20 protein-coding genes are annotated in these 25,867 nt (G+C 69.8%); 16 read left to right on the top strand and 4 right to left on the bottom strand.

All coding sequences use genetic code 11. The features are described from left to right. Window positions 1-73 precede the first annotated feature (73 nt). Entirely contained in the window at window positions 74-1,435 is a 1,362-nt protein-coding gene (locus KY661_RS08945; RefSeq protein WP_075006169.1) for a GGDEF domain-containing response regulator, read from the bottom strand. Between the two features lie 47 nt (window positions 1,436-1,482). Here KY661_RS08945 and KY661_RS08940 point away from each other — a divergent pair, with 47 nt between their 5' ends. The 4 genes from KY661_RS08940 to nadC all read left to right on the top strand — a co-directional run bounded on the left by KY661_RS08940 (window position 1,483) and on the right by nadC (window position 8,008). Further along, on the top strand, window positions 1,483-2,295 hold the full coding sequence (locus tag KY661_RS08940) for a chemotaxis protein CheW (RefSeq protein WP_225409789.1): 813 nt from the start codon (window positions 1,483-1,485) through the stop codon (window positions 2,293-2,295). A 117-nt stretch (window positions 2,296-2,412) separates the two neighbouring features. Further along, entirely contained in the window at window positions 2,413-3,453 is a 1,041-nt protein-coding gene (locus tag KY661_RS08935; protein ID WP_225409788.1) for a response regulator, read from the top strand. A 53-nt stretch (window positions 3,454-3,506) separates the two neighbouring features. After that, complete coding sequence (locus tag KY661_RS08930; RefSeq protein WP_225409787.1) at window positions 3,507-7,112, top strand: valine--tRNA ligase; 3,606 nt, start codon at window positions 3,507-3,509, stop codon at window positions 7,110-7,112. Between the two features lie 11 nt (window positions 7,113-7,123). Continuing rightward, complete coding sequence (nadC, locus tag KY661_RS08925) at window positions 7,124-8,008, top strand: carboxylating nicotinate-nucleotide diphosphorylase (RefSeq protein WP_225409786.1); 885 nt, start codon at window positions 7,124-7,126, stop codon at window positions 8,006-8,008. Between the two features lie 6 nt (window positions 8,009-8,014). Here the strand turns inward: nadC and KY661_RS08920 are convergent, their stop codons facing one another. Next, the gene (locus tag KY661_RS08920; RefSeq protein WP_225409785.1) at window positions 8,015-9,661 is read right to left on the bottom strand and encodes an alkaline phosphatase family protein; all 1,647 of its coding nucleotides are present in this window, start codon (window positions 9,659-9,661) and stop codon (window positions 8,015-8,017) included. A 94-nt stretch (window positions 9,662-9,755) separates the two neighbouring features. Here KY661_RS08920 and KY661_RS08915 point away from each other — a divergent pair, with 94 nt between their 5' ends. The 4 genes from KY661_RS08915 (at window position 9,756) to KY661_RS08900 (ending at window position 12,170) form a co-directional block, all read left to right on the top strand. After that, on the top strand, window positions 9,756-10,157 hold the full coding sequence (locus KY661_RS08915) for an acyl-CoA thioesterase (protein ID WP_225409806.1): 402 nt from the start codon (window positions 9,756-9,758) through the stop codon (window positions 10,155-10,157). Window positions 10,158-10,189: 32 nt separating this feature from the next. Next, window positions 10,190-11,155, top strand: coding sequence for a class II fructose-bisphosphatase (glpX, locus tag KY661_RS08910; RefSeq protein ID WP_093524443.1), 966 nt, complete (start codon window positions 10,190-10,192; stop codon window positions 11,153-11,155). 37 nt (window positions 11,156-11,192) lie between these two features. Continuing rightward, window positions 11,193-11,618 carry a type II toxin-antitoxin system RatA family toxin gene (locus KY661_RS08905; RefSeq protein WP_075006176.1) on the top strand — a complete coding sequence of 142 codons (426 nt, stop codon included), beginning with the start codon at window positions 11,193-11,195 and terminating at the stop codon, window positions 11,616-11,618. A 372-nt stretch (window positions 11,619-11,990) separates the two neighbouring features. Further along, window positions 11,991-12,170, top strand: a complete 180-nt coding sequence (locus KY661_RS08900; RefSeq protein WP_075006177.1) for a hypothetical protein — start codon at window positions 11,991-11,993, stop codon at window positions 12,168-12,170. Between the two features lie 103 nt (window positions 12,171-12,273). Here the strand turns inward: KY661_RS08900 and KY661_RS08895 are convergent, their stop codons facing one another. Further along, a complete protein-coding gene (locus KY661_RS08895; RefSeq protein ID WP_225409784.1) occupies window positions 12,274-13,416 on the bottom strand; it encodes an ADP-ribosylglycohydrolase family protein in 1,143 nt (380 codons plus the stop codon). A gap of 107 nt (window positions 13,417-13,523) precedes the next feature. On the opposite strand from KY661_RS08895, the gene eno reads away from it, so the two are divergent. From eno to KY661_RS37210, 5 genes are read left to right on the top strand one after another with little or no spacing between them, the layout of a single operon-like run. Then, window positions 13,524-14,819 (top strand): phosphopyruvate hydratase, encoded by a 1,296-nt coding sequence (eno, locus tag KY661_RS08890; RefSeq protein ID WP_075006179.1) that lies wholly within the window; start codon window positions 13,524-13,526, stop codon window positions 14,817-14,819. Between the two features lie 6 nt (window positions 14,820-14,825). Next, window positions 14,826-15,617 carry a 5'/3'-nucleotidase SurE gene (gene surE / locus KY661_RS08885; protein ID WP_075006180.1) on the top strand — a complete coding sequence of 264 codons (792 nt, stop codon included), beginning with the start codon at window positions 14,826-14,828 and terminating at the stop codon, window positions 15,615-15,617. Between the two features lie 38 nt (window positions 15,618-15,655). Continuing rightward, entirely contained in the window at window positions 15,656-16,528 is an 873-nt protein-coding gene (locus tag KY661_RS08880) for a peptidoglycan DD-metalloendopeptidase family protein (protein WP_225409783.1), read from the top strand. Between the two features lie 49 nt (window positions 16,529-16,577). Further along, window positions 16,578-17,612, top strand: a complete 1,035-nt coding sequence (locus KY661_RS08875; RefSeq protein WP_225409782.1) for a hypothetical protein — start codon at window positions 16,578-16,580, stop codon at window positions 17,610-17,612. Between the two features lie 15 nt (window positions 17,613-17,627). Next, a complete protein-coding gene (locus KY661_RS37210; protein WP_263436802.1) occupies window positions 17,628-18,764 on the top strand; it encodes a tetratricopeptide repeat protein in 1,137 nt (378 codons plus the stop codon). A gap of 11 nt (window positions 18,765-18,775) precedes the next feature. Here the strand turns inward: KY661_RS37210 and lexA are convergent, their stop codons facing one another. Continuing rightward, window positions 18,776-19,441, bottom strand: a complete 666-nt coding sequence (gene lexA, locus KY661_RS08860; protein ID WP_075006183.1) for a transcriptional repressor LexA — start codon at window positions 19,439-19,441, stop codon at window positions 18,776-18,778. A 206-nt stretch (window positions 19,442-19,647) separates the two neighbouring features. Here lexA and KY661_RS08855 point away from each other — a divergent pair, with 206 nt between their 5' ends. The 3 genes from KY661_RS08855 to KY661_RS08845 are packed head-to-tail and all read left to right on the top strand — an operon-like array spanning window position 19,648 to window position 25,855. Then, a complete protein-coding gene (locus tag KY661_RS08855; protein WP_225409781.1) occupies window positions 19,648-22,986 on the top strand; it encodes a response regulator in 3,339 nt (1,112 codons plus the stop codon). Then, on the top strand, window positions 22,983-24,821 hold the full coding sequence (locus KY661_RS08850; RefSeq protein WP_225409780.1) for a sensor histidine kinase: 1,839 nt from the start codon (window positions 22,983-22,985) through the stop codon (window positions 24,819-24,821). Before KY661_RS08855 ends, KY661_RS08850 begins: the two co-directional genes overlap by 4 nt. 35 nt (window positions 24,822-24,856) lie before the next feature. Further along, complete coding sequence (locus KY661_RS08845; RefSeq protein WP_225409779.1) at window positions 24,857-25,855, top strand: FecR domain-containing protein; 999 nt, start codon at window positions 24,857-24,859, stop codon at window positions 25,853-25,855. Window positions 25,856-25,867 lie beyond the last annotated feature (12 nt).

Genomic DNA, 25,867 nt, shown 5'->3' with positions numbered 1-25,867 from the left:
CTCATGGGTAGGCAACCCCATCATGTCTTCGCCTACCCGTCGAGTAGGTTCTCTCGGTTACCCCAACAGACTCCTAGCCCGCGGCCTTGCGCTCGGAGGGCGGCGCCTCGAGATCCTGCGCTGCCATGTAGACGACATTCCGGGGGCCGCGCTTGCCGCGGTACATGGCCCGGTCCGCCATGTCCAGGAGCGAGGCCTTGTCCCGGGCGTGCTCGGGGAAGCTGGCCACGCCCACGCACGTGGTGAGCGAGAGCGACAGCCCCTCGCGGTGCAGGAAGGGGTGGCTCTCCATGGTGCGCCGCACGCGCTCGGCGACCTTGAGGGCCCCGCCGGAGTCGCTGCTGCGCAGCAGCACCACGTACTCGTCCCCGCCGTAGCGCACGACGACGTCCCGCTCGCGCACGCAGCTCTTGAGCACCCGGCCCACTTCCACCAGCAGCTTGGAGCCCACCAGGTGGCCGTGGGTGTCGTTGACGGACTTGAAGTGATCCAGGTCCAGGAACAGCAGGCTGAAGCTGCTCTCGGTCTGCAGCGCGCTCTTCACCTCGCGGTCCAGCACGAGGTGCAGGTAGCGCATGTTGAAGAGGTGGGTGAGATCGTCCATGTAGGCCAGATCCTCCACCTCGGAGAAGCGGCCCAGGTTGCGCAGCGCCAGGGCGTAGTGCCGCGAGAGGTAGCCCGCCACCTCGGCCACGTTCTCGGGCGGCGCCGAGGCGAAGAACAGGACGGCGTGGCCCAGCACCAGGTCGCCGTCGCTCGCGGGGAAGGCGAGCACGTGCGGGTAGTCGCACGGCAGCCCGTCCAGGGCGCGCGGGGTGCGCACCCCCTGCAGCTGCGTGGTGAAGAGGGGCTCGAGCGTGGTGACGAGCTTCTCGTCCAGCCCGCTGCTGCCGTGCAGGCGCAGGGTGGAGCCCTCGTACATCATCAGGAGCACCGCGCTGGCGCCGGTCTGCCCGTCCAGGGCGTTGGCGGTCGTCTGGACGAGCCGCTCCCGGTCCAGCGTGGTGGCGATGCGCTGCCCCATCTCCAGCAGGGAGACGTACTGGCGCAGGGAGGCGTTCTCGTGCAGCAAGTCCCGGGTGGTGAGGGCCCGGCGCACCGCGTGCTGGAGCGCCTCGGGCGCCACGGGCTTGACGAGGTACTCGGCCGCGCCGCTCTTGATGGCGCGCACTGCGGGGTCCACCTTGTCCAGGCCAGTGATGACCACCACCTCGATGCCGGGGTAGCGCTCCTTGGTGTGGCGGAGCACTTCCATGCCGTCTCCGCCGGGGAGGATCAGATCCGTCACCACGGCGTCGAAGTGGGCGGAGGCGAGGGCCTCTTGGGCTTCTTGCAGACCACTCACGGCGGTGACGGAGTGCCCGGCCGCGTTGAGGTAGTCACCATAGAGGGTCCGGGCCATCTTTTCGTCGTCGACGAGGAGGATGTGCGCCATTGAACGTGGCTTAGCACCAAACGGCACAGGGCTGCTAGCCTCCGGCCGTGGCTCCTTTTGAAAGCGGCCGGCGGTTGTGCTTGCTCGTGGAGGCGGGCGAGACGCGTTACGCCATCGAGGCGACCTCCGTCATGGAGGTGGCCTTGCCCGGGGAGGATGGCTCCAACCTGCGCGGCATGTGGGAGGTGACGGACCTGGCGGCCCTCCTGGGCGGCCCTCCCGAGAACGTTCCGGGCATGGTGGTGGTGCTCGATGTGAGCCCCACCCTGGCGGTGCGGGTACGCTCCGTGGTGGAGGTGGCCGATGTGGCCCGGGCGCCTTTCTTCCTCTTGCCCCCAGGGCTGGGCGACACCCTGGCGCCCCTCAGCCGGGGCGCCGTGCTCCACAAGGACCGGCTCTACCTGGAGCTCATCCCGGAGGCGCTCCCCCAGGGGATGGCGCCCTTGCTCCAGACGCTCCAGCGGCCCATCCACCTTGCCCAGACGCCTCCCGAGCGGGCGCTCGTCTTCGAGTCACAGGGGCGGCTGTTCGGCCTGCCCCTGGCGCTGGTCTCCCAGGTGCTGGCGCGCGGGGAGTCCTTCAGCATGCTGCCGGCGCGCAGTGGCCCCGTGGCCGGAATTTTCCCCCATGCGCAGATCCTCTGGCCGGTCTTCTCGGCGCCCGCGCTGCTCGGCGAGCGCGCCGAGGCCGAGCCCTTCTTCGTGCTGACGGAGCCCGCGGGTCACAATGTCGGGTTGTGCGCGAACCGGGTGCTGGGTGTACTTCAGCGCTTCGAAGCCACCGAGGCCCATGGTGAGTTCACGGCCCCCGGATTGACGGGTCCTGCGCTCTTCCTGGATCTGCCGCGCATGTTTTCTTGATCGGCCGGGAGCGCGAATCCTAAGCTGCCCCGATTGACGGCAGGGTGTATTACGTTTCCAGACGTCCCTGTTTCCTCAACGAATTCTGGGGGTTGATACCCCCGAGGCCCGACACAGATGCCCAAGAACCTGCTGGTCGCCGATGACTCCCTCACCATCCGCAAGGTCATCGGCATGATCTTCGCGACCGAGGACTTCCAGGTGACCGCAGTGGACAACGGGTTGGATGCACTCGCCCGGTCCCGTGAACTGCGCCCGGATGTCGTGCTTGCCGACGTGATGATGCCCGGCAAGAGCGGCTACGAGGTCTGCGAGGCGATCAAGAATGATCCCGCCACGCAGCACATCCCCGTGCTGCTGCTGGCCGGCACCTTCGAGGCGTTCGACGAGAACCGCGCCCGCGCCGCCAAGGCGGACGACCACATCACCAAGCCCTTCGAGAGCCAGGTGCTGCTCGACAAGGTCAAGGCGCTGGTGGGCCAGAAGGCGAACACGATGCCCGCCTCGGCCGCCACGCAGGTGATGCGGCCGACCGCGGGGGCTGCCCCGCCGCCGCCTCCCGCCACCGCGGGCCCGCGTCCGCCTCCGGGTGCGGCCCCTCGGCCTCCGGGGCCTGGCATGCCGCCGGGAGCGCCTCCGGGCGCGCGTCCTCCGGGGCCGGGGGCTCCGCCGCCGGGCATGGCCCGTCCTCCGGGGCCTGGCATGCCTCCGGGTGCGCGTCCTCCGGGGCCCGGCGCTCCGCCTCCGGGCATGGCCCGTCCTCCGGGGCCTGGCATTCCGCCGGCGCCGGGTGGCCCGGGTGGGGGGCTGCCGCGTCCGCCTCCGGGCGGTGCACCGCTGCCTCCGGGCCCCGCGGGGGCTCAGCCTGCGGCCCGGGGCCGGGATCCGTTCGGCCTGGGGGCTCCCGCGAAGCCCGCCCCCGCCGCGCCCGCACCCACGCCCGCCTTCTCCCTTGATGATGATGTGCCGGGCGTCACGGAGACCTCGTTGCCCACGGTCTCCTCGGATGGGGGCGAGGCCCAGCTGCGCGAGGCTCTGTCGAAGGCGTCGCGCGAGGTCATCGAGAAGATCGCCTGGGAAGTGGTACCGCAGCTGGCCGAGACGATCATCCGCGAGGAGCTGGAGCGGCTGATCAAGGACCGAGAGACGCAGCACTAGACGCTTCCGCCACGACCCTGATTGCCTGCCGGTCCCGAGGCCGGCCCTCCGCAATGACCGATACCATCGAACTGTCCAAGGCTTACGAGCCCACCGAGGTCGAGAGCCGCTGGTCCGCCTGGTGGCTGGAGCGCAACTACTTCCGCGCCGAGGCCACCTCCGACAAGCCTCCCTTCTGCATGGTGCTGCCGCCGCCCAATGTGACGGGCAGCCTGCACCTGGGCCACGCGCTCACCGCCACCATCGAGGACATCCTCATCCGGTGGAAGCGGATGAGCGGCTACAACGCCCTGTGGATGCCCGGCATGGACCATGCGGGCATCGCCACCCAGATGGTGGTCGAGAAGGAACTGAAGAAGACGGAGAAAAAGAGCCGTCACGACCTGGGCCGCCAGGAGTTCCTCAAGCGGGTCTGGAAGTGGAAGGAGAAGTACGGCCAGCGCATCGGGGATCAGCACAAGTTCCTGGGCGCCTCGCTGGACTGGAGCCGCGAGCGCTTCACCATGGACGAGAAGTCCTCGGCCGCGGTGCGCGAGGTCTTCGTCCGGCTGCACGAGGAAGGGCTCATCTACCGGGCCCAGAAGCTCATCAACTGGTGCCCCTCGTGCCACACCGCGCTGAGTGATCTGGAGGTCGAGCACGAGGAGAAGAAGGGCTCGATCTGGCACATCCGCTACCCGGTGAAGGGCACGGACCAGGCGCTCACCGTGGCCACCACCCGGCCGGAGACGATGCTGGGCGACACCGCGGTGGCCATCCACCCGGAGGATCCGCGCTACCAGGGGCTGGCGGGAGGCACCGTCACGCTGCCGCTCGTGGGGCGGGACATCCCCATCGTCGCGGACGCCGAGCTGGTGAACATGGAGTTCGGCACCGGCGTGGTGAAGGTGACGCCGGCCCACGACTTCAACGACTACCAGACGGGGCTCCGGCACAACCTGCCGATGATCTCCATCCTCGACGAGCAGGCGCGCACCAACAAGGAGACCGGCGCGTTCGCGGGGCTCGACCGCTACGAGGCGCGCAAGCGGGTGCTCGAGGAGCTGTCGCTCCAGGGGCTCCTGGAGAAGGAAGAGCCGCACACGCTCTCGGTCGGCACGTGCCAGCGCTGCGCCACGGTGGTGGAGCCCCGGCTGTCGCCGCAGTGGTTCGTGAAGATCGAGCCGCTGGCCAAGCCCGCCATCGAGGCGGTGGAGCAGGGGCGCACGAAGTTCGTCCCCGAGTCGTGGACGAACACCTACTTCCAGTGGATGCGCAACATCCACGACTGGTGCATCAGCCGCCAGCTCTGGTGGGGCCACCAGGTGCCCGCCTACTACTGCAACGCGTGCAGCCCCCGGCTGGGCGACGACACGGACCTGCCCGAGGGCGCTCCGACGGTGAGGGTGGGGGGCATCGACTATGCCCGGGCCACCCCCATCGTGGCGCGCCAGCAGCCCACGGCGTGCCCCCAGTGCGCCGGGCATGACTTCACGCAGGACCCGGACGTGCTGGACACGTGGTTCTCGTCCGCCCTGTGGCCCTTCTCCACGCTGGGCTGGCCGGAGAAGACCCCCGAGCTGAAGACCTTCTATCCGACGTCCGTCATGGAGACGGGCCACGACATCATCTTCTTCTGGGTCGCCCGGATGATGATGATGGGCCTGCACTTCATGGGGGATGTGCCCTTCCGCACCGTCTACCTGCACGCCATGGTGCGCGACGAGAAGGGCGAGAAGATGTCGAAGACGAAGGGGAACGTCATCGATCCCCTCGACATCATCCAGGGCGCCACGCTGGAAACGCTCTCGCCGACCCTGCGCAACAAGTTCCCCCAGGGCATGCCCGCGTTCGGCGCGGATGCGCTGCGCTTCACGCTGGCCTCGCTCACCCAGCAGGGCCGCGACATCAAGCTCTCCATGGACCGCGTGGGAGGCTACAAGGCCTTCTGCAACAAGCTGTGGAACGCCAGCCGCTTCACGATGATGAACCTGGGCGGCTTCCAGCTCGACACCCGGCCCATCAAGCAGCGCGAGCTGACGCTGGCGGACCGGTGGATCCTCGCCCGGCTGCAGCGCGCCATCGTGGACACCCGGCAGTCCCTGGACGCGTACGCCTTCGCCGAGGCCGCCTCCACGCTCTACCAGTTCCTCTGGTCCGAGTTCTGTGACTGGTACATCGAGCTGTCCAAGGGCTCGCTCTACGGCGAGGACGAGCGGGCCAAGGACAGCACCCGCGCGGTGCTCATCTTCTGCCTGGACCGCATCCTGCGGCTGCTCCATCCGTTCATGCCGTTCATCACGGAGGAGATCTGGCAGAAGCTGCCGCTGCCGCGCACGGCCGACTCTATCATGCTCTCGCCGTACCCGGAGCCCGACTCGCGGCTGGAGGATGCCGCCGCCGAGGAGGAGATGGCCCCTGTCATCACCGCCATCGAGGGCATTCGCACCATCCGGGGCGAGAGCAACCTGTCGCCCGCGGCCCGGCTGGTGGCCCACATCCAGAGCCCCAACGCCGCCCTGCGCGACACGCTGGACCGGTGGCGCGGGTACCTGATGCCGCTGGCGGGCCTGGCCTCGATTCACGTGGAGGCCCCGGGCCGCAAGCCGCCCCAGTCGGCGGCCATCGTCGGCCAGGGGATGGAGATCTACGTGCCGCTGGCCGGGCTCATCGACGTGGCCGCCGAGCAGGACCGGTTGAGCAAGGAGATTGCCCGGGCCGAGCAGGAGCTGGCCGGGGTGCTGCGCAAGCTGGAGAACCCGAACTTCGTCGCCAAGGCGCCTCCAGAGGTCGTGGAGAAGGACCGGGCGCGGGTCGAGGAGCTGCAGGCGCGCAAGGCCAAGTTGCAGGAGCACCTCAACAGGATCGCCCCGGAGGCAGCCGTGCCCGAAGAGACACGACCCGACGCAGACGAACTTCCGCTCGAGGCTCCCGTGACCGCGCAGGTGAAGGTCGCCCCGGCGGCCCCTGCGGAGGGCGGCGTGGATCTGGGCCAGGAGCTGAAGGGCGACCTCGAGGACGATGTGCCCCCCGCGGCGGTGGATCCCCAGGTTCAGGATGCGTTGAACCGGCTGCGCGAGGGCACGAAGGAAGGGTTGTCCGCCAAGGACCACCATGACCTGGGCGTGGCGTACATGAGCATGGGGCTCGTGGATGACGCCATGCGCGAGTTCGACAAGGCCAAGCAGGGCGGCGATGAGCGCTCCGCGCCCACCCCGGCGGGAGCGGAGGGCCGCTCCTCGAAGCCCGCGGCTCGCAAGGCTCCAGCGGCGAAGAAGCCGTCCGTCCAGAAGGCCGCGCCCGCGAAGAAGTCCTCTGCCCAGAAGGCTCCAGCCAAGAAGGGTGCTGTGGCCAAGAAGGGTGCGGCTCAGAAGAAAGGTGCCGTGGCCAAGAAGGGCGCTGCGGCCAAGAAGGGTTCGGCCCAGAAGAAGGGTTCGGCCCAGAAGAAGGGCGCCGTGGCCAAGAAGGGTGCGGCCCAGAAAAAGGGTGCCGTGGCCAAGAAGGGCGCTGCGGCCAAGAAGGGCGCTGCGGCCAAGAAGGGTACGGCCCAGAAGAAGGGCACTGCGGCCAAGAAGGGCGCCGTGGCCAAGAAGGGCGCCGCCGCCGCCCGGAGGCCCGCCGCCAAGAAGTCCGCCGCGAAGAAGACTGGCAAGAAGAGCCCGGCTCGCGCCCGGCGCTAAGGAGACAGGACTTGAAGGACGACTACCTCGACCGCCTCATTCGCCTCGCGCTGGATGAGGATCTTGGGGCGGCGGGGGATGTCACCTCCAACGCCTTGGTTCCTCCGGACGCCCTGGGCTCCGGGGAGCTGGTGGCCAAGGAGCAAATGGTGCTCGCGGGCCTGGGCGCGTTCGCCCGCGTGTTCCAGCTCGTGGACCCTGAGGCCGAAGTCACCCTGGTCCGGCGCGAGGGGGACGAGGTGAAGCCCAAGACCGTGACGGCCCGGGTCTCCGGGCGGCTGCGGTCGCTGCTGGCCGCGGAGCGCACCGCGCTCAACATCGTTCAGCGCATGTCGGGCATCGCCACGCTCTCCCAGCAGGCGGTGACGGCGGTGCGCGGCTCCAAGCTCCAGATCCTGGATACCCGGAAGACGACCCCCGGTCTGCGCGGCCTCTCGAAGGAGGCGGTCCGCCTGGGCGGGGCCTCCAACCACCGGTTCGGCCTCTTCGATGGCATCCTCATCAAGGACAACCACATCGCCGCCGTGGGGGGCTCCATCAAGGAGGCCCTGCGCCGGGCCCGCGCCCACGCGCCTCGCCTGGTGAAGATTGAAATCGAGGTCACCAACCTCAAGCAGCTCGCCGAGGCCCTCGCCGAGGGCGCGGACGTGGTGATGCTCGACAACATGGATGACGAGCAGATCCGCCAGTCGGTGCAGCTCTCCGCGGGCCGCGTCCCGCTGGAGGTCTCCGGTGGCGTCACCCTGGACCGGCTGCCCCGCCTGGCCAAGCTGGGGGTGGACTTCGTGTCCATGGGCTCGCTCACCCACTCGGCGCGCTCCATGGACCTGTCGCTGGAGATCGCCACGGCCGCGGCGCCGAAGCGCCAGCGCTCCGGCCGTTCCTCCCGCGCCTGAGCCCCGTCAGGGCGCGGCCGAGCCGCCGCGCCCCGTCGCGAAGATCTCCGTGCGGGGCTTGCCCTCGGCGGAAGCCGGCATTCCCAGCTCCAGCAGCGCCGCCAGCGTGGGGGCCACGTCCGTCATGGGCATCTCGTTCATGTACGTCCCGGCCCGCACCCCCTTGCCCGCGAAGATGACGGGGACCACCTGGTCGTAGCTGTAGGGGGCCCCGTGGTTGGTGCCGATCTGCTGGGTACTCAGCACGTGAAAGGGCTTCTGGACGAAGAGCACGTCGCCGCTGCGCCCGGGGTAGTACCCGCGCCGCAGCTGGGCGAGCATTCCCGCCATGTCCGGCGCGGTGAAGAGGTCATCCCGCGCCACCGCCAGGGCAATGCCGGGTTGCTTGGCGAGCCACTCCGCCGCGGCCCGCCGCACCGCCGCCCCGTCCACCTTGCCCCCTTCCAGGCCCTTGCCCAGCAGGTACACGTTCTGCTCCTCCAGGACGGGGGTGATTTCCGTCAGCGCGAAGCGCGTGCGCAGCTCCTGGGCCAGGGGCTCCATGAGCGCGGGCGCGTTCAGCCTCCGGGCATCCACGCCCTGGGCGGCCCAGGACTCGGGCACCGCCGCGCCACCATGGTCCGCGCTGAGCACGATGACGAGGTTGGCGCGGCCCCCCGCGGCCCGCTCGGCCGCGGTGATGAGCTCCGCCAGCGCGCGGTCCAGCCGGTAGAGCGTGTCCTGCATCTCCCAGGAGTGGGGGCCGTAGGTGTGGAAGGACCGGTCCGTGCCGCTGAAGCTCACGGCGAGCAGGTCCGTCACCTCATCCTTGCCCAGCACTTCGCCCGCGATGGCCGCCTTGGCGGCCTGGACGAGCACGTCATTGGAGAACGCGGAGCCCGCCAGCGCGGAGTAGGAGCGGGGCCCGGGCGCCTGCAGCCCCCCGTTGAGCGGGTGCGGGAAGGTGCGGCCCAGGTTGGCGTCGTCCCCCTCGAAGGGGCGCTCATCCTCGCCCGTGTACTCGGTGCGGGGCAGCAGCAGCGTCCACTGCTCGGTGAAGTAGCTCGCCGGGAGGTTGCGCGCGTTGAAGGACTTGAGCCACTCGGGGAACTCCTTCGTGTACCAGGTGCCGGTGACGAACTTGCCCACCGTCTCGTCGAACCAGTACGCCTGGCCCAGCCGGCCCGCCATGGGGATGGCGGCGCGCGCCTTGCCCGACAGGGCCACCACCTTGGCCCGTCCGGCCGTGGTGTCCCGCAGGCGGTCTCCCACCGTCTCCGCCATCAGGGGCAAGGGGCTGGCGTCGATGGTGGTGGCCTGGGCCAGGGGCACCTCCAGGGCGGGGTGCGCCGCGTCGAGGAACACGGGCTGGGGCTTGCCCTTGGTGCGGTCCACCACCTGGTTGTCGATGACGCCGTGGCGCCACGGGTTGGCGCCGGTGACGAGCGTGGCGTGGCCCGGGGCCGTGCGGGGGCTCGCGTATTCGTAGCGGCAATACGGGTGAAACGCGCCGCCATCGATCAGCTGGCGAAGCCCGCTCTTGAGCTTGGGGCGTGTCCGCAACAGCAGATCCGTGCCGAGTGCGTCCACGGAGATGAACAGGGCCAGCCGGGGAGGCTTGGCGGACGCAGGCAGGGAAACCAGGACCAGGGCCAACGCGAGGGTGCGCACCATGGAACGCATCTTCGCCGCCAGGTGGTCAGAAGCAATCAAACCGGCGGCGCGCGGCTTGGTGCCCCCGGGCTGCCCTGGTACGGTCCGCGCCCGTATGGTGGAAGCGCGGTTGAGGGTCATCTACGGCGATACGGATCAGATGGGCGTCGTTTATCACGCCAACTACTTCCGCTACTTCGAGTTCGCCCGCAGCGAATACTTCCGGGCCCGCGGGGGCAGCTACCGCGAGCTGGAAAAAGAGGGGTTCCTGTTGCCCGTCGTGGACCTGTCCTGCCAGTACAAGGTGCCCGCGCGTTACGACGACGTGCTGCTCGTTCGCGCGAAGGTGAGCGAGTTGCGCCGCGCCTCGCTGACGTTCTCCTACGAGATGTTCCGCGAGGAGGACCTGGCCACGCTGCTGAGCACGGGCCACACCACCCATGCCTGCGTGGGGCGGGACGGCAAACCCCGGCGCATGCCGGAGTTCCTCACGCGGCTCATCGAAGTGGTTCCCTGAAGGCCCGCTGTCTTACCCGAAGGAGTCCCGACATGGATCGCAACCTGGCAATCGAGGCTGTGCGCGTCACCGAGATGGCGGCCATCGCGTCGGCCCGCCTCATGGGCCGCGGCACCAAGAACGAGTCGGATCAAGCCGCGGTGGACGCCATGCGCCGTGCCTTTGACGCACTGCACATCGACGGCACCGTCGTCATCGGCGAGGGCGAGCGCGACGAGGCGCCCATGCTCTACATCGGCGAGCGGGTGGGGAAGCGAGAGCCCGGGGTCCCCGAGGTGGACATCGCCCTGGATCCGCTGGAGGGCACCAACCTCTGCGCCTACGGGCGCCCGGGCGCCATCTCCGTGGTGGCCATGGCCGGTAAGGGCGGGCTGCTCAACGCGCCGGACACGTACATGGAGAAGCTGGCGGTGGGGCCCCGCGCCCGGGGCGCCATCGATCTGCGCAAGAGCCCCACGGAGAACCTGCGCGCCATCGCGGAGCGGATGAAGGTCTACGTGGAGGATCTCACCGTGGTCATCCTCGACCGGGACCGGCATGCGGACCTCATCAACGAGGTGCGCCACGCGGGGGCGCGCATCCGCCTCATCGAGGACGGGGACGTGGCGGGCGCCATCTCCACGTGCTTCGAGGACACCGGCGTGGACGTGCTGATGGGCATTGGCGGCGCGCCCGAGGGCGTCATCGCCGCGGCGGCCATCCGCTGCGTGGGCGGGGACATGCAGGGCCGGCTCGTGCCGCGCAACGCCGAGGAGATCGCCCGCGCGAAGAAGATGGGCATCACCGACATCGGGAAGATCTACCTGGCGGAGGAGCTCGCCCAGGGCGAGGTGATGTTCGCCGCCACGGGCGTCACCTCGAGCGACTTCCTCAAGGGCGTGCGCTTCTTCGGAGGCGGCTGCGAGACGCACTCGGTGGTGATGCGCAGCAAGACGGGGACCGTGCGTTTCGTGCAGTCCCGCCACAAGTTCGACAAGAAGCCGGGTTACGCTCCCTGAGCGCGTTTCCCCCTACTGATTTCTTCCGGAGAAGGCCATGCCAGGCGCCAGCCGCTCGATCGTCATCAACGCCCCCGTCGAGAAGGTGTTCGACATCGTCACCCAGTACGAGAAGTACGCGGAGTTCCTCCCCGAGGTGAAGGAGGTCCGCACCTCGAACCGCCAGGGCAACGAGGTCAACGTCCACTACAAGGTCGATATCGTGAAGACCATCCGGTACACCATCCGGGTGAAGGAGGAGCGTCCCACCCGGATGTCCTGGAGCTTCGTGGACGGCGAGTTCATGAAGGACAACAAGGGCAGCTGGGTGCTGGAGCCCGAGGGCGAGGGGAAGACCAAGGCCACCTACACGGCGGAGATGGTGCTCGGCGCCCTGGTCCCCAAGAGCATCGTCAACACCCTGGTGGAATCGTCGCTGCCCAAACTGCTGGAGGCCTTCAAGCGCCGGGCCGAGGGCACCTGAGCGCATTTCCCGCACCTGCCCGGAAGGGGCCTACCTCGGCCCACCCTGGCTGCTGAGCGGCCGGGCATGGGGCGGTGCCTTGCCACCGGTACGGACCGTGACAGGGATGCACTTTGGGCGGCTTGCGGGCCGCGCAGACTGCATTACAATCATCTTGTATCGGACGGCCACGTCAGGCAGCACCGTGACATCGCTGACACAGGGAGCAGCTTCCGATGTCGGATGCTGCATAAGTGGCCGGGCTCATCGAAGGTGTGTACCGATAAGGTAGGTGAGCTTCTGGGGTCGCATCCGGCGAAGCCAGAATCGTGGAGTTGGGGTAGGGCACGGGGCGGACACACCGGGTATGTAGGGCCGAGGGAGAGCGAACCCATGCTGGACGCCTTCATCATTGAAGAAATCAAGCGCCGTGAGCGCAGCCGCGAGGACCGGGATCGCCCCGCCCTCGAGCTGCCGCTCCCTGTGCCCGTGGATCGTCCACGCCAGCGCACGGAAACGGAAGACGAAGACAAACCGCCACGCGGTGTGGTCATTATTGACCTCCTCGCGTAGGGCGTCCGGCTCGCCGGACACCCCTTGACAGCCCGCAATGTCATCCCCTCGGGGGTGGCATCGCGGGCTTGATTCGTTCTGGGGGAGACGGCCGGGGGAGGGCTCAATCCGCCACGAGCGCCAGCAGGTGCCGGGGGTGGTAGGTGTTCCAGAGCGGCCCCCGCACCGTGTTCATCGCATCGAGCACCATGCGCCGCCATTCCAGGGGGATGGCCTCCTCGCCGTGGAAGGCCCCCAGGAGTGCGCCCGAGAGGGCGCCGTGCGCGTCCGCGTCCGCCCCCCGGTTCACCACGTCCACCAGCCCCGCCTCGACGCTGGGGGCATGGAGGAACTCCCAGAAGGCGAGCCGGAAGGCCACGCGCACGTGCCCCAAATTCCGGTGCAGGTGCAGCTCCGGCCCGTAGAGCATCGGGTCGGGCTGCTGCGCCCGGTCCAGGTCCTCCCAGAGGAAGTTCTTGGCGTTCGTGGTCTCGTTCACCGCCTCGGGCGCCATGCGCGCCAGGGTGGCCGCGCCCACGGACAGGCCCGTCTTCGCCGCGGTGATGAGGTCCGCCTTCTCCACGGATGCCCCGCCGGTGATGGCCCGGGCCAGGGCGGAGTTGAGCGCCGCGCAGGCAAGCTGGCACCGGGGATCGTAGTGGGTGAGCGCCGAGTCCTCCAGGGAGGCCTGGATGCGCGCCTGCTCGTTGCCCGCGAAGAAGACGCCGATGGGCGCGGTGCGCGTGAGGCTGCCGTGGCAGAACACCTTGCGGTGGTGGCGCAGCCAGATGCGCTTGCCGGCACTGAGCACCGGCATGCCCGAGCCCATCTCTTCCAGGGCTTCCCGGACCGCGTCCGTCATGTCGAAGGCATGGGGTTTCCAGGCCCGGTACCGCCGGGCCACATCGGCCGCGTCGTAGTGCTTGAGCTCCTTCAGGCTCCAAGCGATGCAGCAGGCCAGGTGCGTCTCGTCCGTCACCTGGCCCTTGCGCAGCTCCACCTGGGCGGGCTCCTGCGCGCTGTCGTCCGCGTACCCACCCGGGGCTTCCTCGAACGGGTTGGCGGGCAGGCGGGACTGCATGCGCCCCTGTCCCAGGTGGCGGCGCATGCCGTCGGCCAGCCCCGGAAAGGGCGGGGCCACGAGGTTCCGTCCTCGCAGGGGGGCCCCGAGCGCGTCCCCGATGGCGAGGCCGAGCAGGGCGCCCCGGCTGCGTTGGCCCGGGAGGGGATCAGGCCCAGCGGGAGCCGGGCGGCGGGGAGGGGGCATGGAGGCGATGAGGGGAGAGGGGCTGCACGGGCCGACATTGTAATTGTAGCAGCAAGGTCCGAGTGCAAGCTTGCGAGGCTGCGGAGCGTCCTCTAGAACCGCGCGCCATGACCGAGATTGCTCAAGTGCTGGCGCGTGAAGTGCTCGACTCCCGTGGTAACCCGACGGTGGAGGCCGAGGTGCATCTGGCAGGCGGGGCCCGGGGCCGTGCCGCCGTCCCCTCGGGGGCTTCCACCGGTGAGCACGAGGTGATCGAGCTCCGGGACAACGACAAGCAGCGGTACCTGGGCAAGGGTGTCCGCAAGGCCGTGGCCAACGTGATGGAGTCCATCGCCCCCGAGCTGATGGGCATGGACGCCACGGACCAGCACGCCGTGGACATGCGCATGCGCGAGCTGGACGGCACGGACAACAAGGGCAAGCTGGGCGCCAACGCCATCCTGGCCGTCTCCATGGCCACCGCGCGCGCCGCGGCCAACGCCTTCGAGATGCCGCTGTACCGCTACGTGGGCGGCCTCCAGGCGCGCACCCTGCCGGTGCCGCTGATGAACATCCTCAACGGCGGCGCGCACGCGGACACGCGCGTGGACGTGCAGGAGTTCATGGTGGTGCCCGCGGGCGCCTCCACGTTCGCCGAGGGCCTGCGCTGGGGCGCCGAGGTGTTCCACGCCCTGAAGAAGATCCTCAAGGGCCGCAAGCTGGCCACCGGCGTGGGCGACGAGGGCGGCTATGCCCCGGACCTGCCGGCCAACGAGGAGGCCCTCAAGCTCATCATGGAGGCCATTGGCGCCGCGGGCTTCAAGGCCGGTGAGCAGATGTACCTGGCGCTCGATGTGGCGGCCAGCGAGTTCTTCGACAAGGCCTCCAAGAAGTACCGCCTCAAGGGCGAGGGCAAGGAGTTCGATTCGGCCGGGCTCATCGAGTACTACCGCGGCCTGAGCGAGCGCTACCCCATCGTCTCCATCGAGGACGGCATGGCGGAGGACGACTGGGAGGGCTGGAAGCGCCTGACGGACACCCTGGGCGCCAAGGTCCAGCTCGTGGGAGACGATCTCTTCGTCACCAACGTGGAGCGGCTCAGCAAGGGCATCCAGACGAGCACCGCCAACTCCATCCTGGTGAAGGTGAACCAGATCGGCTCGCTGACGGAGACCTTCGACGCGGTGCGCATGGCGCACCGGGCCGGCTACACCTCCATCATGAGCCACCGCTCGGGCGAGACCGAGGACACCACCATCGCCGACCTGGCGGTGGCGCTCGACTGCGGCCAGATCAAGACGGGCTCGGCCTCGCGCTCGGACCGCATCGCCAAGTACAACCAGCTGCTGCGCATCGAGCAGGAGCTGGGGACGGCGGCCCGGTACGCCGGGCGCACGGCCATCAAGGGCACCCAGGCGAAGTGAGGCAACGTGTCCACGGCCCGGCCTCCGCGCATTCTGGTCTCCAATGATGACGGGTACTTCTCCGAGGGCCTCCGGGCCCTCGTGGAAGCCGTCACGCCCCTGGGAGAGGTCTGGGTGGTGGCGCCCGACCGCGAGCAGAGTGCGACTTCACACGCCATCTCCCTGCACCGGCCCCTGCGCATCCAGGAGATCCGGGAGCGGTGGTACGCGGTGGATGGCACCCCCGCGGACAGCGCTTATCTGGCGATCAACCACATCCTCAAGGATGATCGCCCCCAGCTCATGGTCTCCGGCATCAACCACGGCCCCAACCTGGCCGACGACGTCATGTACTCGGGCACGGTGGCGGCCGCCATGGAGGGGGCCCTGCTGGGCGTGCCCGCCATCGCCTTCAGCCTCGTGTCCCGGGCGCCCTTCGACTTCGGGCCCGCGGCGCGGTTCGCCCGGGCGCTGGTGGCCTCCGCGCTCTCCCGGCCCCTGCCCAAGCGGATGCTCCTCAACGTGAACATCCCCGGCGGCGTGGAGCCGGACGGCTACGCCATCACCCGGCTCGGCCGGCACACGTATGGGTACGCCGTGTCGGAGAAGATCGATCCCCGGGGGCGCAAGTACTACTGGATCGGCGGCAACGAGTACGAGCACGAGGACATCCCGGGCAGTGACTGCAACGCCGTGCACCGGGACAAGCGCGCCTCGGTGACGCCGCTGCACCTGGACCTGACCGATGCCCGCCAGATGGCGGACCTCGGCGGGTGGGCCCTCGAGGGCTTCCAGCGGTTCCGTCCGGACGGTGGGTAAGGTTGTTGGCGGGGTGGAGTCTCAGGGCAGGGGCCGTGATGCTCCTGTGGATGCTCGGGGCCGCGGGGTGCGCGGCCTCCCGGGCCACCTCGCTTCCCGCTGAGTCCGAGACGTCGTGGATCGAAGCCGAGGGACCGGGCGCCGCCGTGCGCCCGGCCTCCTCCGCGAAGGCGCCCGCGCTGCCCTTCAAGCTGACGGCCGCCCACCCCGAGCCGGAGCTCGTCACCGTGCGCCACCGCGTGGCCCGCGGGGAGACGGTCTTCCGCATTGCCCGCACCTACGGCATCACCGTGCAGGAGCTGTCCTCGGCCAACGGCATCTCGGATCCGCGCAGCCTCAGCGTGGGCCAGGAGCTGCTCATCCCCGGCGCGGAGGCTCCAGAATCCTCCCGGGATGAACCCGAGGCTCCGTCCGGGTCCAAGCCCAGCAAGCCCCGGGTCGCCGCCCGCGAGGAGCCCCCGCAGCGGCCTCCGTCCCGTCCCGCGCCCCGCCCGGGCAAGGGGGCCTCCCGTCCGGTCCCGGCCACCAAGGGGCTGCTCGACTGGCCTCTGCGCGGCGTGCTCTACGGCAAGTTCGGCAAGAAGGGCCGGGAGCCCCATGACGGAATCGATCTGGCGGCCCCCTCGGGCACGCCGGTGAAGACCGCTCAGGAGGGCACCGTCCTCTACGCAGGCGAGCAGCAGGGCTATGGGCTCATCGTCATCGTCCAGCACTCGGGCGGCCTGGTGACGCTCTACGCCCACAACCGCGACCTCCGGGTGAAGACGGGCCAGGCGGTTCGCCGCTCCCAGGTGATTGCCACCGTGGGAGAGTCCGGCCGCACGTCGGGCCCCCACCTGCACTTCGAGGTCCGTGTCGAGGGCAAGCCCGTGGAGCCGCTCGATTACCTGGGCCCGCTCCCGTCCGCGTGAGCGGGCAGGGGGGATGGCCTCCCGGGGCGATTCTCCTAGAGTGTCGCCCGTGAAGTGCCTCCTGCTCACCGTGCTGGCCGTCTCCGTCCTTGCCGCCCCTGGCGCGCGGGCACAGATGACCGCGCCTGTGGCTCCCGGGTTCCCGTCCGTGGCGATCTTCCCCCTGGAGGCCAACAGCGCCGCGCAGGAGGCCGCCCCCGGCATCGCATCGCTGCTGGCGAGCCAGCTCGCCGAGGTGCCCCAGCTCCATGTGCTGGCCCAGTGGGATGTCGAGGCCACCCTGCGGCAGAAGGAGCCCTCCACGCTGGTGGGAGCGGACACCTGTGTCGAGGCGGCATGTCTGGAGGCGCTGGCCCGCGCCACCGGGGCCCGCTACCTCGTCACGGGCCGGTTGGACCGGTTCGGGGACACGTACCTGCTCACCGCGAACCTGACGGATACCGTCCTCGGCCGCAGCCTCGCCAAGCCCCGCGCGGAGGCGCCTGCCGAGCAGTCGCTGCTGCCCATGGCCAAGTCGGTGGGGGCGCAGCTCGTGTCCGAGCTGGTCTCCGTCACCAAGGCCTATTCGAGCCGGCCCCTGTTCGGCAGCGCCCGGGAGGCGCCCGGCGAGGGCCTGGTCCTGGGGGTGCGCGTCAACAACAGCTTCATCTCCCAGTTGGAGGCCCTCAACCCCGGCGCGGACCTGGAGGTGGGCTACTCCTTCCATCCGGAGTGGAGCGCCTTCGTTCAGGTGGGCATCTCCTTCATCCGCTCCAACGAGGAGGGGAGGGAGGGCCGCCTCAAGGTGGTGCCCAGCGTCCTGGGCGCGCGCCACTTCCACCGGCTGGAGCACGCCTTCCGGCCCTACTGGGGGCTCGGGCTCGGCGTTCAGCTGTCCTTCGGGCAGTTCGGCATCTTCCAGTCCACCGGCCCGTTGCCCACCGTCATCGGTTTCCTGGGCTTCGAGTACCTCATCGCGGGCAAGGTCGGGTTGAACCTCGAGCTGGGCACCAACGTGGCCCAGGCCACGCTGGGCCTCGCCGGGGATGGGCTCGGGGATGGGCTCAACCTCGATCTCACCGCCGGCGTCTCGTTCCATTTCTGAGTCCGGAGTCCTGTCATGTCCTCACGCCCGGTCACCCTGTCCCTGCTCGTCCTGCTCGCCACCGCCGCGTGTGAGGACACCCCGAAAATCTCCCCCAAGGACCGGGCCGAGGGGCTCTACATCAAGGGCACCAGCGAGTACCTGCAGGGCCAGTTCGAGCAGGCGCTCCTGTCCTTCAACGAGATGAAGCAGTACGCCCCGGCCGATCCCCGCCTGCCCGCCGCCATCGCCGAGATTCACCTCGCCATGGGCAAGCTGGAGGAGGCCCTCCAGGAGTTCGAGGCCGCGCTGAAGATCGACCCGAAGCGCTCCACCACCTGGAGCCGCATCGGCTTCATCCAGGCCCAGCTCGGCAAGAACGAGGAGGCCCGCAGCTCCCTGCTCAAGGCCGTGGCCCTCCACCCCCAGGACTTCAACGCGCTGGAGCAGCTCGGAGAGCTCCACCTGAAGCGGGACGAGCGGGACGAGGCCGTGCGCCACTTCACCCTCGCTGCCCAGGCCAGCCCCGGCACCCTCAAGCCCGCCCTGCTCATGCGGGCCGTGGAGCTCCTCCAGGCCAGCAACCAGCACGCCGAGGCGCTCGCCCTCCTGCAGAAGTTCTCGGCCCAGGGCGTCCGCTCCCCGGAGGTCCTCGCCGCGCTCGGGGACCAGCAGGTCCGCGTGGGCAACCTCGACGAGGCCGCCGCCGCCTACCGCGAGGCGGCCACCCGCTCGCCCAAGGATCCGTCCCTCTGGGAGCTGGTGGGGGAGATCCGCATGCGCCAGGGGAAGACCGCCGATGCCCTGGCCGCCTTCCGCGAGTCCCTGAAGGTGAAGAACCGCGCCATCGTCCACGTGTCCCTGGCCCGCCTGCACCTGGCCCAGAAGGACACCCAGGCCGCCGAGGAGGAGCTGGCGCTCGCCCTGGAGAGCGTGTCGGGCTCGGACCTGCGTGAGTTGAACGAGCTGGCCGAGCTGCTCATCACCTTCGGCCGCAAGGCGGATGCGCTGCGCATCCTGGGAGCCCTGGCCGCCGAGCCGGACAACGCGGGCGAGCTGGAGCTCCAGCTTCGCACGGCCCGCCTGGCCGGCGCGCTGAAGGACGCGGAGACCCAGAAGGCCGCCTGCGCCCGGGTCGCCACCAAGAGTGGGGGAGGGGTTCCCTGCCCTTGAGGCGGCGCGGCCTAGCCTCGGCCGCCTGGCAGCTTCCGGTACACCCCGACGACGAGCCCCAGCAGCATCGTCGAGCGGAAGTCCGCCTTGTTCACGTAGATGGGCGACATGGTGGCGTTGGCCGGCTGGAACCGGATGCGGTCGCCCTCCGGGTAGTAGCGCTTCACCGTGGCCTCGTCCTCGATGAGCGCCACGACGATGTCCCCGGGCTGCGCCGCGGGCGTCTTGCGCACGAAGAGGTAGTCCCCGTCATAGATGCCGTCGTCGATCATCGACTGGCCTTTGACGCGCAGCGCGAAGACCTCGCGGCCCCCGGCGCCCCCCAGCAGGAAGCTGTCGATCTTGACCGAGTCCTCCATGTGCTCCTGGGCCAGCAGCGGCGCGCCCGCGGCCACCTTGCCCAAGAGGGGCACCTCCACCATGCCGGAGTCCTTCTTGGCCCCCAGCCCCAGCAACATCCGGGCCCGCTTGGTGGGCACCAGGGAGCGGCTCTGCTGCTCGCCCCGGTTCAGGTAGCCCTTGCGCTCCAGCGCCTTGAGGTGGTCGTTCACACCGTTGGTCGAGCGGATGTCCATCTGCTCGCCAATTTCACGGATGGTGGGCGGAAACCCCCGCGCCTCCGTCTCCTTGACGATGAAGGACAGTATCTCGCGCTGGCGGTCGGTCAGCTCTTCCATGCCCCGCTCCCTTCCTCGGCCGGTCCCCGGCTCGTTGCCTCTGTAGAGGGCAACAGGCTTTCAGTATCCATGCTTCCTGAACAGACGTGTAGAGTCAACCCCCTCTGGCGGGTAGGCAAGCCCCCCCTCCGTGTCTCCCCCCTTCTTCCCGGGGTGACGAGATCTCTTGAGCCGGGTTGCTGATCTCAGCGTAGAATTACAGGCCCTTGTCCGAACTCCGACACACCCTGCTTCTCGTTGATGATGAAGCGGACGTGCTGGACATCCTCGTGCGGATGTTCCAGCGCCAGTACCGCGTCCTCACAGCCACTTCCGGCCAGGAAGCGCTGTCCATTCTGAGGACCCAGTCGGTCGACGTCCTCGTCACCGATCAACGCATGCCCGAGATGACGGGCATCGAGCTGGTGGCCGCGGCCCGGGCGGAGGGAATCGACGTCACCGCGCTGCTGCTCACCGGGTACACGGACCCGGAGGACATCATCGCCGCCATCAACCAGGGGCAGGTGTACCGCTACATCACCAAGCCCTGGGAGGTGAACGATCTCCTCATCACCGTGAAGAACGCGGTGGAGTACACCCAGCTGCGCCGGGACAAGGAGCGGCTGCTGCGCCAGCTCCACCAGCGCGTGGAGGCCCTCTTCGTCCTCTATGAGGTCAGCCGGGCGAGTGCCTCGGACCCGCCGAGCTACGAGGCCATCATCGACCGCGTGCTCAGCGCGGTGGCGCGCGTGCTGCCGTACGACTGCGGCGCGGCACTGATTGCCCCGGACGACTCGCGCAGCGCCATCCTGCGCCTGCGCTGCCTGGGCACCGTGGGCGAGAAGGCCCTGTTGGGCGTCAAGGAGTCCATGCTGGGCGCCTACCGGCGCAGCTCGGGGCAGCTCCTGCCCGAGGACCGGCTCACCACGCGCGTGACGGGCACCATCTCGCAGGATGCGAGCGCGCCGTCCGTGTACCCCAGCCAGCTCACCGTGTCCCTGGTGGCCGGCGGGCGGCCCGTGGGCATGCTGTCCCTGTTCTCCCAGCGCCTCCAGGCGTTCACCGAGGACGACGGGGTGCTGCTGGACACGCTGGCCAACCAGACCGCGGACGCCATCCAGTCCCTGCGCGCGGTGGAGGACGAGGCCCGCCGGCGCATCGAGCGCATGGTGGAGGCCATGGCCGACGGCGTGCTGCTCACCGACGAGCAGAACGCCATCGTCGTCATCAACCCCGCGGCGCGCCGGCTCCTGCGGGTGACCGAAGAGGTGTCGGCGCTCACCGGGCAGATGCTGGAGGAGCGCCTGGGCTTCCAGCCCTCGGAGCTCATCCGCGGCTGGGAGTACAGCGGCTCGCAGATGCTCCAGGAGGAAGTGGAGCTGTTCGACCGGCACATCCAGTGCACGGTGACGCCGGTGAACGACGCGCGCGGCACGCTCAAGGGCGTGTGCGTGGTGCTGCGGGACGTCACCGAGCAGAAGATGCTGGAGGAGCGCAAGGACGAGTTCGTCTCCATGGTGAGCCACGAGCTGCGCACCCCGCTCACCTCCATCTCCGGCGCGTTGGACCTGGTGCTCAACTTCCTGGCCGGGGACATCAACGAGAAGCAGCAGCGCTACCTGTTCATGGCGCGCGAATCCACGGAGAAGCTCAACTCGCTCGTGGATGACCTGTTGGACCTGGCGAAGTTCGCCAAGGGCCGGCTGCGGATGAACTTCGAGCTGACGTACCTGGACGAGCTGGTGCGCCGCGCGGCCGAGAAGTACGGCCCCGCGTTCCAGGAGCGGCGGGTCAAGGTGCTCATGACGCTGCCCCAGCACGGCCTGCGCGCGCTGGCGGACCCCTCGCGCTTCAACCAGGTGCTCAACAACCTGCTCACCAACGCGGTGAAGTTCACCCCGGAGGGCGGCGAGGTCCGGCTGGAGCTGCGGGCGACGTCCGCGCTGCCCGGCTACGTGGCGCTCTCCTGCTGGAACAGCGGCGAGCCCATCGCCGAGGAGGCCCTGGAGCGCATCTTCGACCGCTTCGAGCAGGCCCGCACCGCCTCCAACCGCACCGTGCGCGGCACGGGGCTGGGGCTGGCCATCTGCCGCCACATCGTCGAGGCCCACGGCGGGCACATCTGGTGCGAGCCCAGCACCGAGGGGGTGCGCTTCGTCACCGTGGTGCCGGTGGAGCCGCCGGCCGAGCTCCTCAAGCCCGAGGGCAGTGAGACGCCCGCCGCGCCGCCCGCCCCCAAGCGCGCCGAGCCGCGCGGCCGGCTGCTCGTCATCGAGGGCGAGGGGGAGCTGGGCTTCATCATCAAGGGGCTGCTCCTGAGCCGCGGCTATGCCGTGCGCCTGGCGGGCTCCGCGGAGGAGGGCATCAGCGCGGCCCGCACCTCGCACCCGGAAGCCATCCTGGTGGCGGTGCGGCTGCCGGATGTGGACGGGCTGCGGCTGGCCGAGATCCTCCGGCATGACCCCGAGACGCGGCGCACGCCGCTGCTCGTGACGAGCTCGTTCGACGAGCGGCAGCGCGCGTTCCGCTCCGGCGCGGATGCCTTCCTGCTGCGCCCGCTGATGGCCGACAAGCTCCTGGCCACGGTGGACTCGCTGGTGCGCGGCCGCACCGGCCAGCAGCACGGGCGCGTGCTGGTGGTGGACGACGATCCGAAGATCGGCAGCATCTGCTCCGAGGTGCTCGCCAGCCTGGGCTTCGAGGTGGCGGTGGCCGGCTCGCTGGACGAGGCCCGCCGCTCCCTGCGCGAGCGCCGGCCCGACGTCATCCTCCTGGATGTGGGCCTGCCGGATGGGGACGGCTTCGTCTTCATCGAGGAGATCAAGGCCGAGCGCGCCAGCGGCCACATCTCCGTCATCTTCATCTCCGCCCGCGCGGAGACGGCGCTGAAGATCCGCGCCCTGAAGCTGGGCGGGGACGACTACATCACCAAGCCCTTCGACGCGCTGGAGCTGGGCGCGCGCGTGGAGAGCGTGCTGCGGCGCAAGGAGCAGGAGCTGAGCGCCTCGCCCACCACGCAGCTGCCGGGCTCCAACGCCATCGAGCGCGAGGTGCAGCGCCGGTTGATGACCCGCCGTCCGTTCGCCTTCTGCTACCTCGACCTGGACAACCTCAAGGCCTACAACGACTACTACGGCTTCGCGAAGGCCGACGGCGTGGTGCGCCAGACGGGCGACCTGCTCCGGGAAATCTTCGCCCAGGAGGGCGTCCAGGGAGACTTCCTCGGCCACGTGGCGGGCGATGACTTCGTCTTCATCTCGTCGCCGGAGTCCGTGGACAGCATCTGCCAGCGGGCCATCGAGGCGTTCGACCGCATCATCCCGCTCTACTACGACCGGCAGGACCGGGAGCGGGGCCACATCGAGGCGGAGGACCGCTTTGGCGAGAAGCGCAAGTTCCCCATCATGAGCGTCTCCATCGTCGCGGTGATGAGCGACGGGGTGACCCATGACCATGCGGAGCTGGCGAGGCGCGCCGCGGACATGAAGAAGCGGGCCAAGGCCATTCAGGGATCCATCTACCTGCGCAGCGACCGCGAGCAGGAGAGCCGGATCATCACCGGATGAAGCTGTACCAACAGCTCGTGCTCTTCATGCTGGCGGCCACCGTGCTGCCCCTGGCGCTGGTGGGCTTCCTGGTGCTGTCGCGCGCGGAGCAAGCGCTGTCCGAGCGCATCTCCGCCGAGCAGCGGGCGCTGGCCACCGCCACCGCCGAGGGCGTGGCCGCCGAGCTGATGGAGACGGTGGACGCGGTGGCGCGCGTGGCGGAGATCATCGACTGGCAGAGCGCCGACGAGGAGGAAGCCCGGGGCGCCCTGTCGCTGCTCTACAACCAGTCCACCGCGCTGAGCGCCGTGCTGCGGCTGGACGCGGAGGGCCGCCTCCAGGGCCAGCCCATCTTCCAAGCGGAGGGCGGCGGCGAGCACCCGGCGTTCGATCCGCGGCAGGTGGAGCGGCTGGCCCGGGCCGTTCCCGTGCAGCCCCTGCGGCGTGGCGCCAAGGGCGATGCGGCCGTGGGCCAGGCCTATTCCCTCGGCGAGGGCGGCATGGCCGCGGTGGCCGTCGCCGTGAAGCTGGGCCAGGGCGAGGCGGCGCCGTTCGCCCTGGCGGAGATCGTCTTCCGGGATCTGGAGGACCTGCTGCGGCGCCGGGCCGAGGGCCTGCTTGGGCGGATGGACCTGGTGGACGGCTCGGGCCTCATCCTGGCGAGCACCCTCCCGGAGCGGCGGCTCAAGCCCCTGGAGGAGGCCATCGCCCAGCGGCTGCCCCAGGGCGGCGAGAAGACCGCCCAGAGCTTCCGGGTGGGAGATCCCGTCCTCCGGGTGAGCACGGCACGCGTGCCGGAGGGGCTCGGCTTCCACGTGGTGCTGTCGGTGGCCGAGGCGGATGCGCTCGCGCCCGTGCGGTCCCTGCGGCGCACCGTGCTGATGTCCATTGGCCTGGCCCTGCTGGTGCTGCTGGCGCTCGGGGGGCTCTTCACCCGCCGCATCAACCAGCGCCTCTCGGACGTGGTGGCCGGCGCGGAGGCCTTTGGCCGGGGCGAGCTCGACCGGCGCGTGAAGGTGGAGGGCAGCGACGAGCTGAGCGCGCTGGCGACGACGTTCAACCACATGGGGGCCGAGCTGGAGACGGCGCGTGCCCGGTTGATGCGCTGGAACGATGACTTGCGCCTCCGGGTGGACGAGGCCCTGGCGGACTTGAGGACCGCCCAGGCCCAGCTCGTGGAGACGCAGAAGCTGGCGGCGGTGGGCCAGCTCGGCGCGGGCGTGGCGCACGAGCTCAACAACCCCCTGGCCGGCATCCTCGGCTACGTGCAGCTCATGCTCATGAGCCGTCCGGACAGCGATCCGGACCTCGACATGCTCCGGAAGATCGAAGGCAGCGCCAAGCGCTGCAAGGAAATCACCCAGAACCTGCTGCGCTTCTCCCAGCAGCGCGAGCGCACGGACCTGCGCGCCGTGGACCTCAACACCGTGGTGCGCGACGCGCTCACGCTCACCGAGAACCAGGTCCAGGCCGAGGGCATCACCCTGACGCTGGAGCTGGCGCCCCAGGGCGTGCGCGTCATGGCCGACTCGGGCCAGACGTCCCAGGCCATCCTCGCCCTGGTCTCCAACGCGCGCACCGCGATGCAGAAGAGCCCCGCCAAGACGCTCACCGTGCGCACGGGGGAGCGCGAGGGCCGGGGCTTCTTCGAGGTGGAGGACACCGGCAAGGGCATCTCCCCCGAGCACCGCAACCGCATCTTCGAGCCCTTCTTCACCACCAAGGATGTGTGGTCCAATGTGGGACTGGGCTTGTCGGTGACGTACCGGGTCGTCACCGAGGCCGGAGGCTCCATCGACGTGAGGAGCGAGCCAGGCAAGGGCTCGTGTTTTACCGTCTGGCTCACGAAGGCGTGAGCCTCACGGCCGCGTGAGTTACCCTGCGGTCCGCAATGGCTGGATCCCAGACACCCAGGCGCCAGGCGCCCTTCCTCATCGGGCTCGCGCTGATCCTGGCGGCCCTGCCGCTCGGGTACTTCGTCTTCCTGAGGGAGCCCCCTCCACCGCCCCCGGTGGTGGTGAAGGCTCCGCCCCCCGCGCCCCCCGTGGAGGCGCCCGCGCCACGCAAGGCCGTGCAGCTGTCGCTCAAGACGATCGAGGGCACGGTGGAGGTGCGCCGGGGCGGGGGCCCCTGGGAAGCGGCCCAGCGCGGGGCGCCGCTCAATCCCACGGACGCGGTGCGCACCAAGGATGCGTCCTCGGCGGTCATCATCGGCGACGAGGCGGTGGAGGTGCTCATGAGCGCCGGCACCGAGGTGTCCGTGGAGTCCCTGACGGACGAGCTGTCGCGCATCCTGCTCGAGACCGGTATGGCGACGACCGTCATCCGCCCGGGCAAGCGTCACACCTTCGAGGTGAAGGCGGCCCACAGCGACGCGCTGGCGCGCGCCGAGGAGGCCAGCACCTTCACCATGAGCAATGACGGGGCGGGCACCGTGGCGGTGGGGGCCCGCGAGGGCAACGTGGAGTTCCGGGGCAACGGCAAGGTGGTCATCGTCCGGGCGGGCCAGCAGTCCATCGTGACGCCCACCAGCGGGGGGCCCTCGGAGCCCGCGCCGGTCCCCACCAGCCTGCTGCGCAAGATTTCCTGGCCCGACAACCGCCGCAACCAGCGCCGCGTCACGGTGGCTGGGGAGGCCGAGCCCGGCAGCCGGTTGGAGCTGGCAGGCCAGCACTTCTCCCCCGGCCCGGATGGGAAGTTCGAGCGCAGCGTGGAACTCAAGGAGGGCGAGAACCTCGTGCGGCTGCGCGCCTACTCCGTGGGGGGGACCCACCAAGAGGCCCAGAAGACGTTCAACAAGGACACCCGGCCTCCCAAAAAGCTCAAGGTGGATCTCCCCTGGGGCAATCCCTCACCCTCGGAGGCCCCCGCACAGACCCAGAGTCCATAAAGCGTTGCTCCA

The sequence above is a fragment of the Allostigmatella hybrida genome, from assembly GCF_020103775.1.
GTDB classification, from domain to species: Bacteria; Myxococcota; Myxococcia; order Myxococcales; family Myxococcaceae; genus Hyalangium; species Hyalangium aurantiaca.
This window is presented reverse-complemented; position numbering and strand designations above follow the sequence as displayed.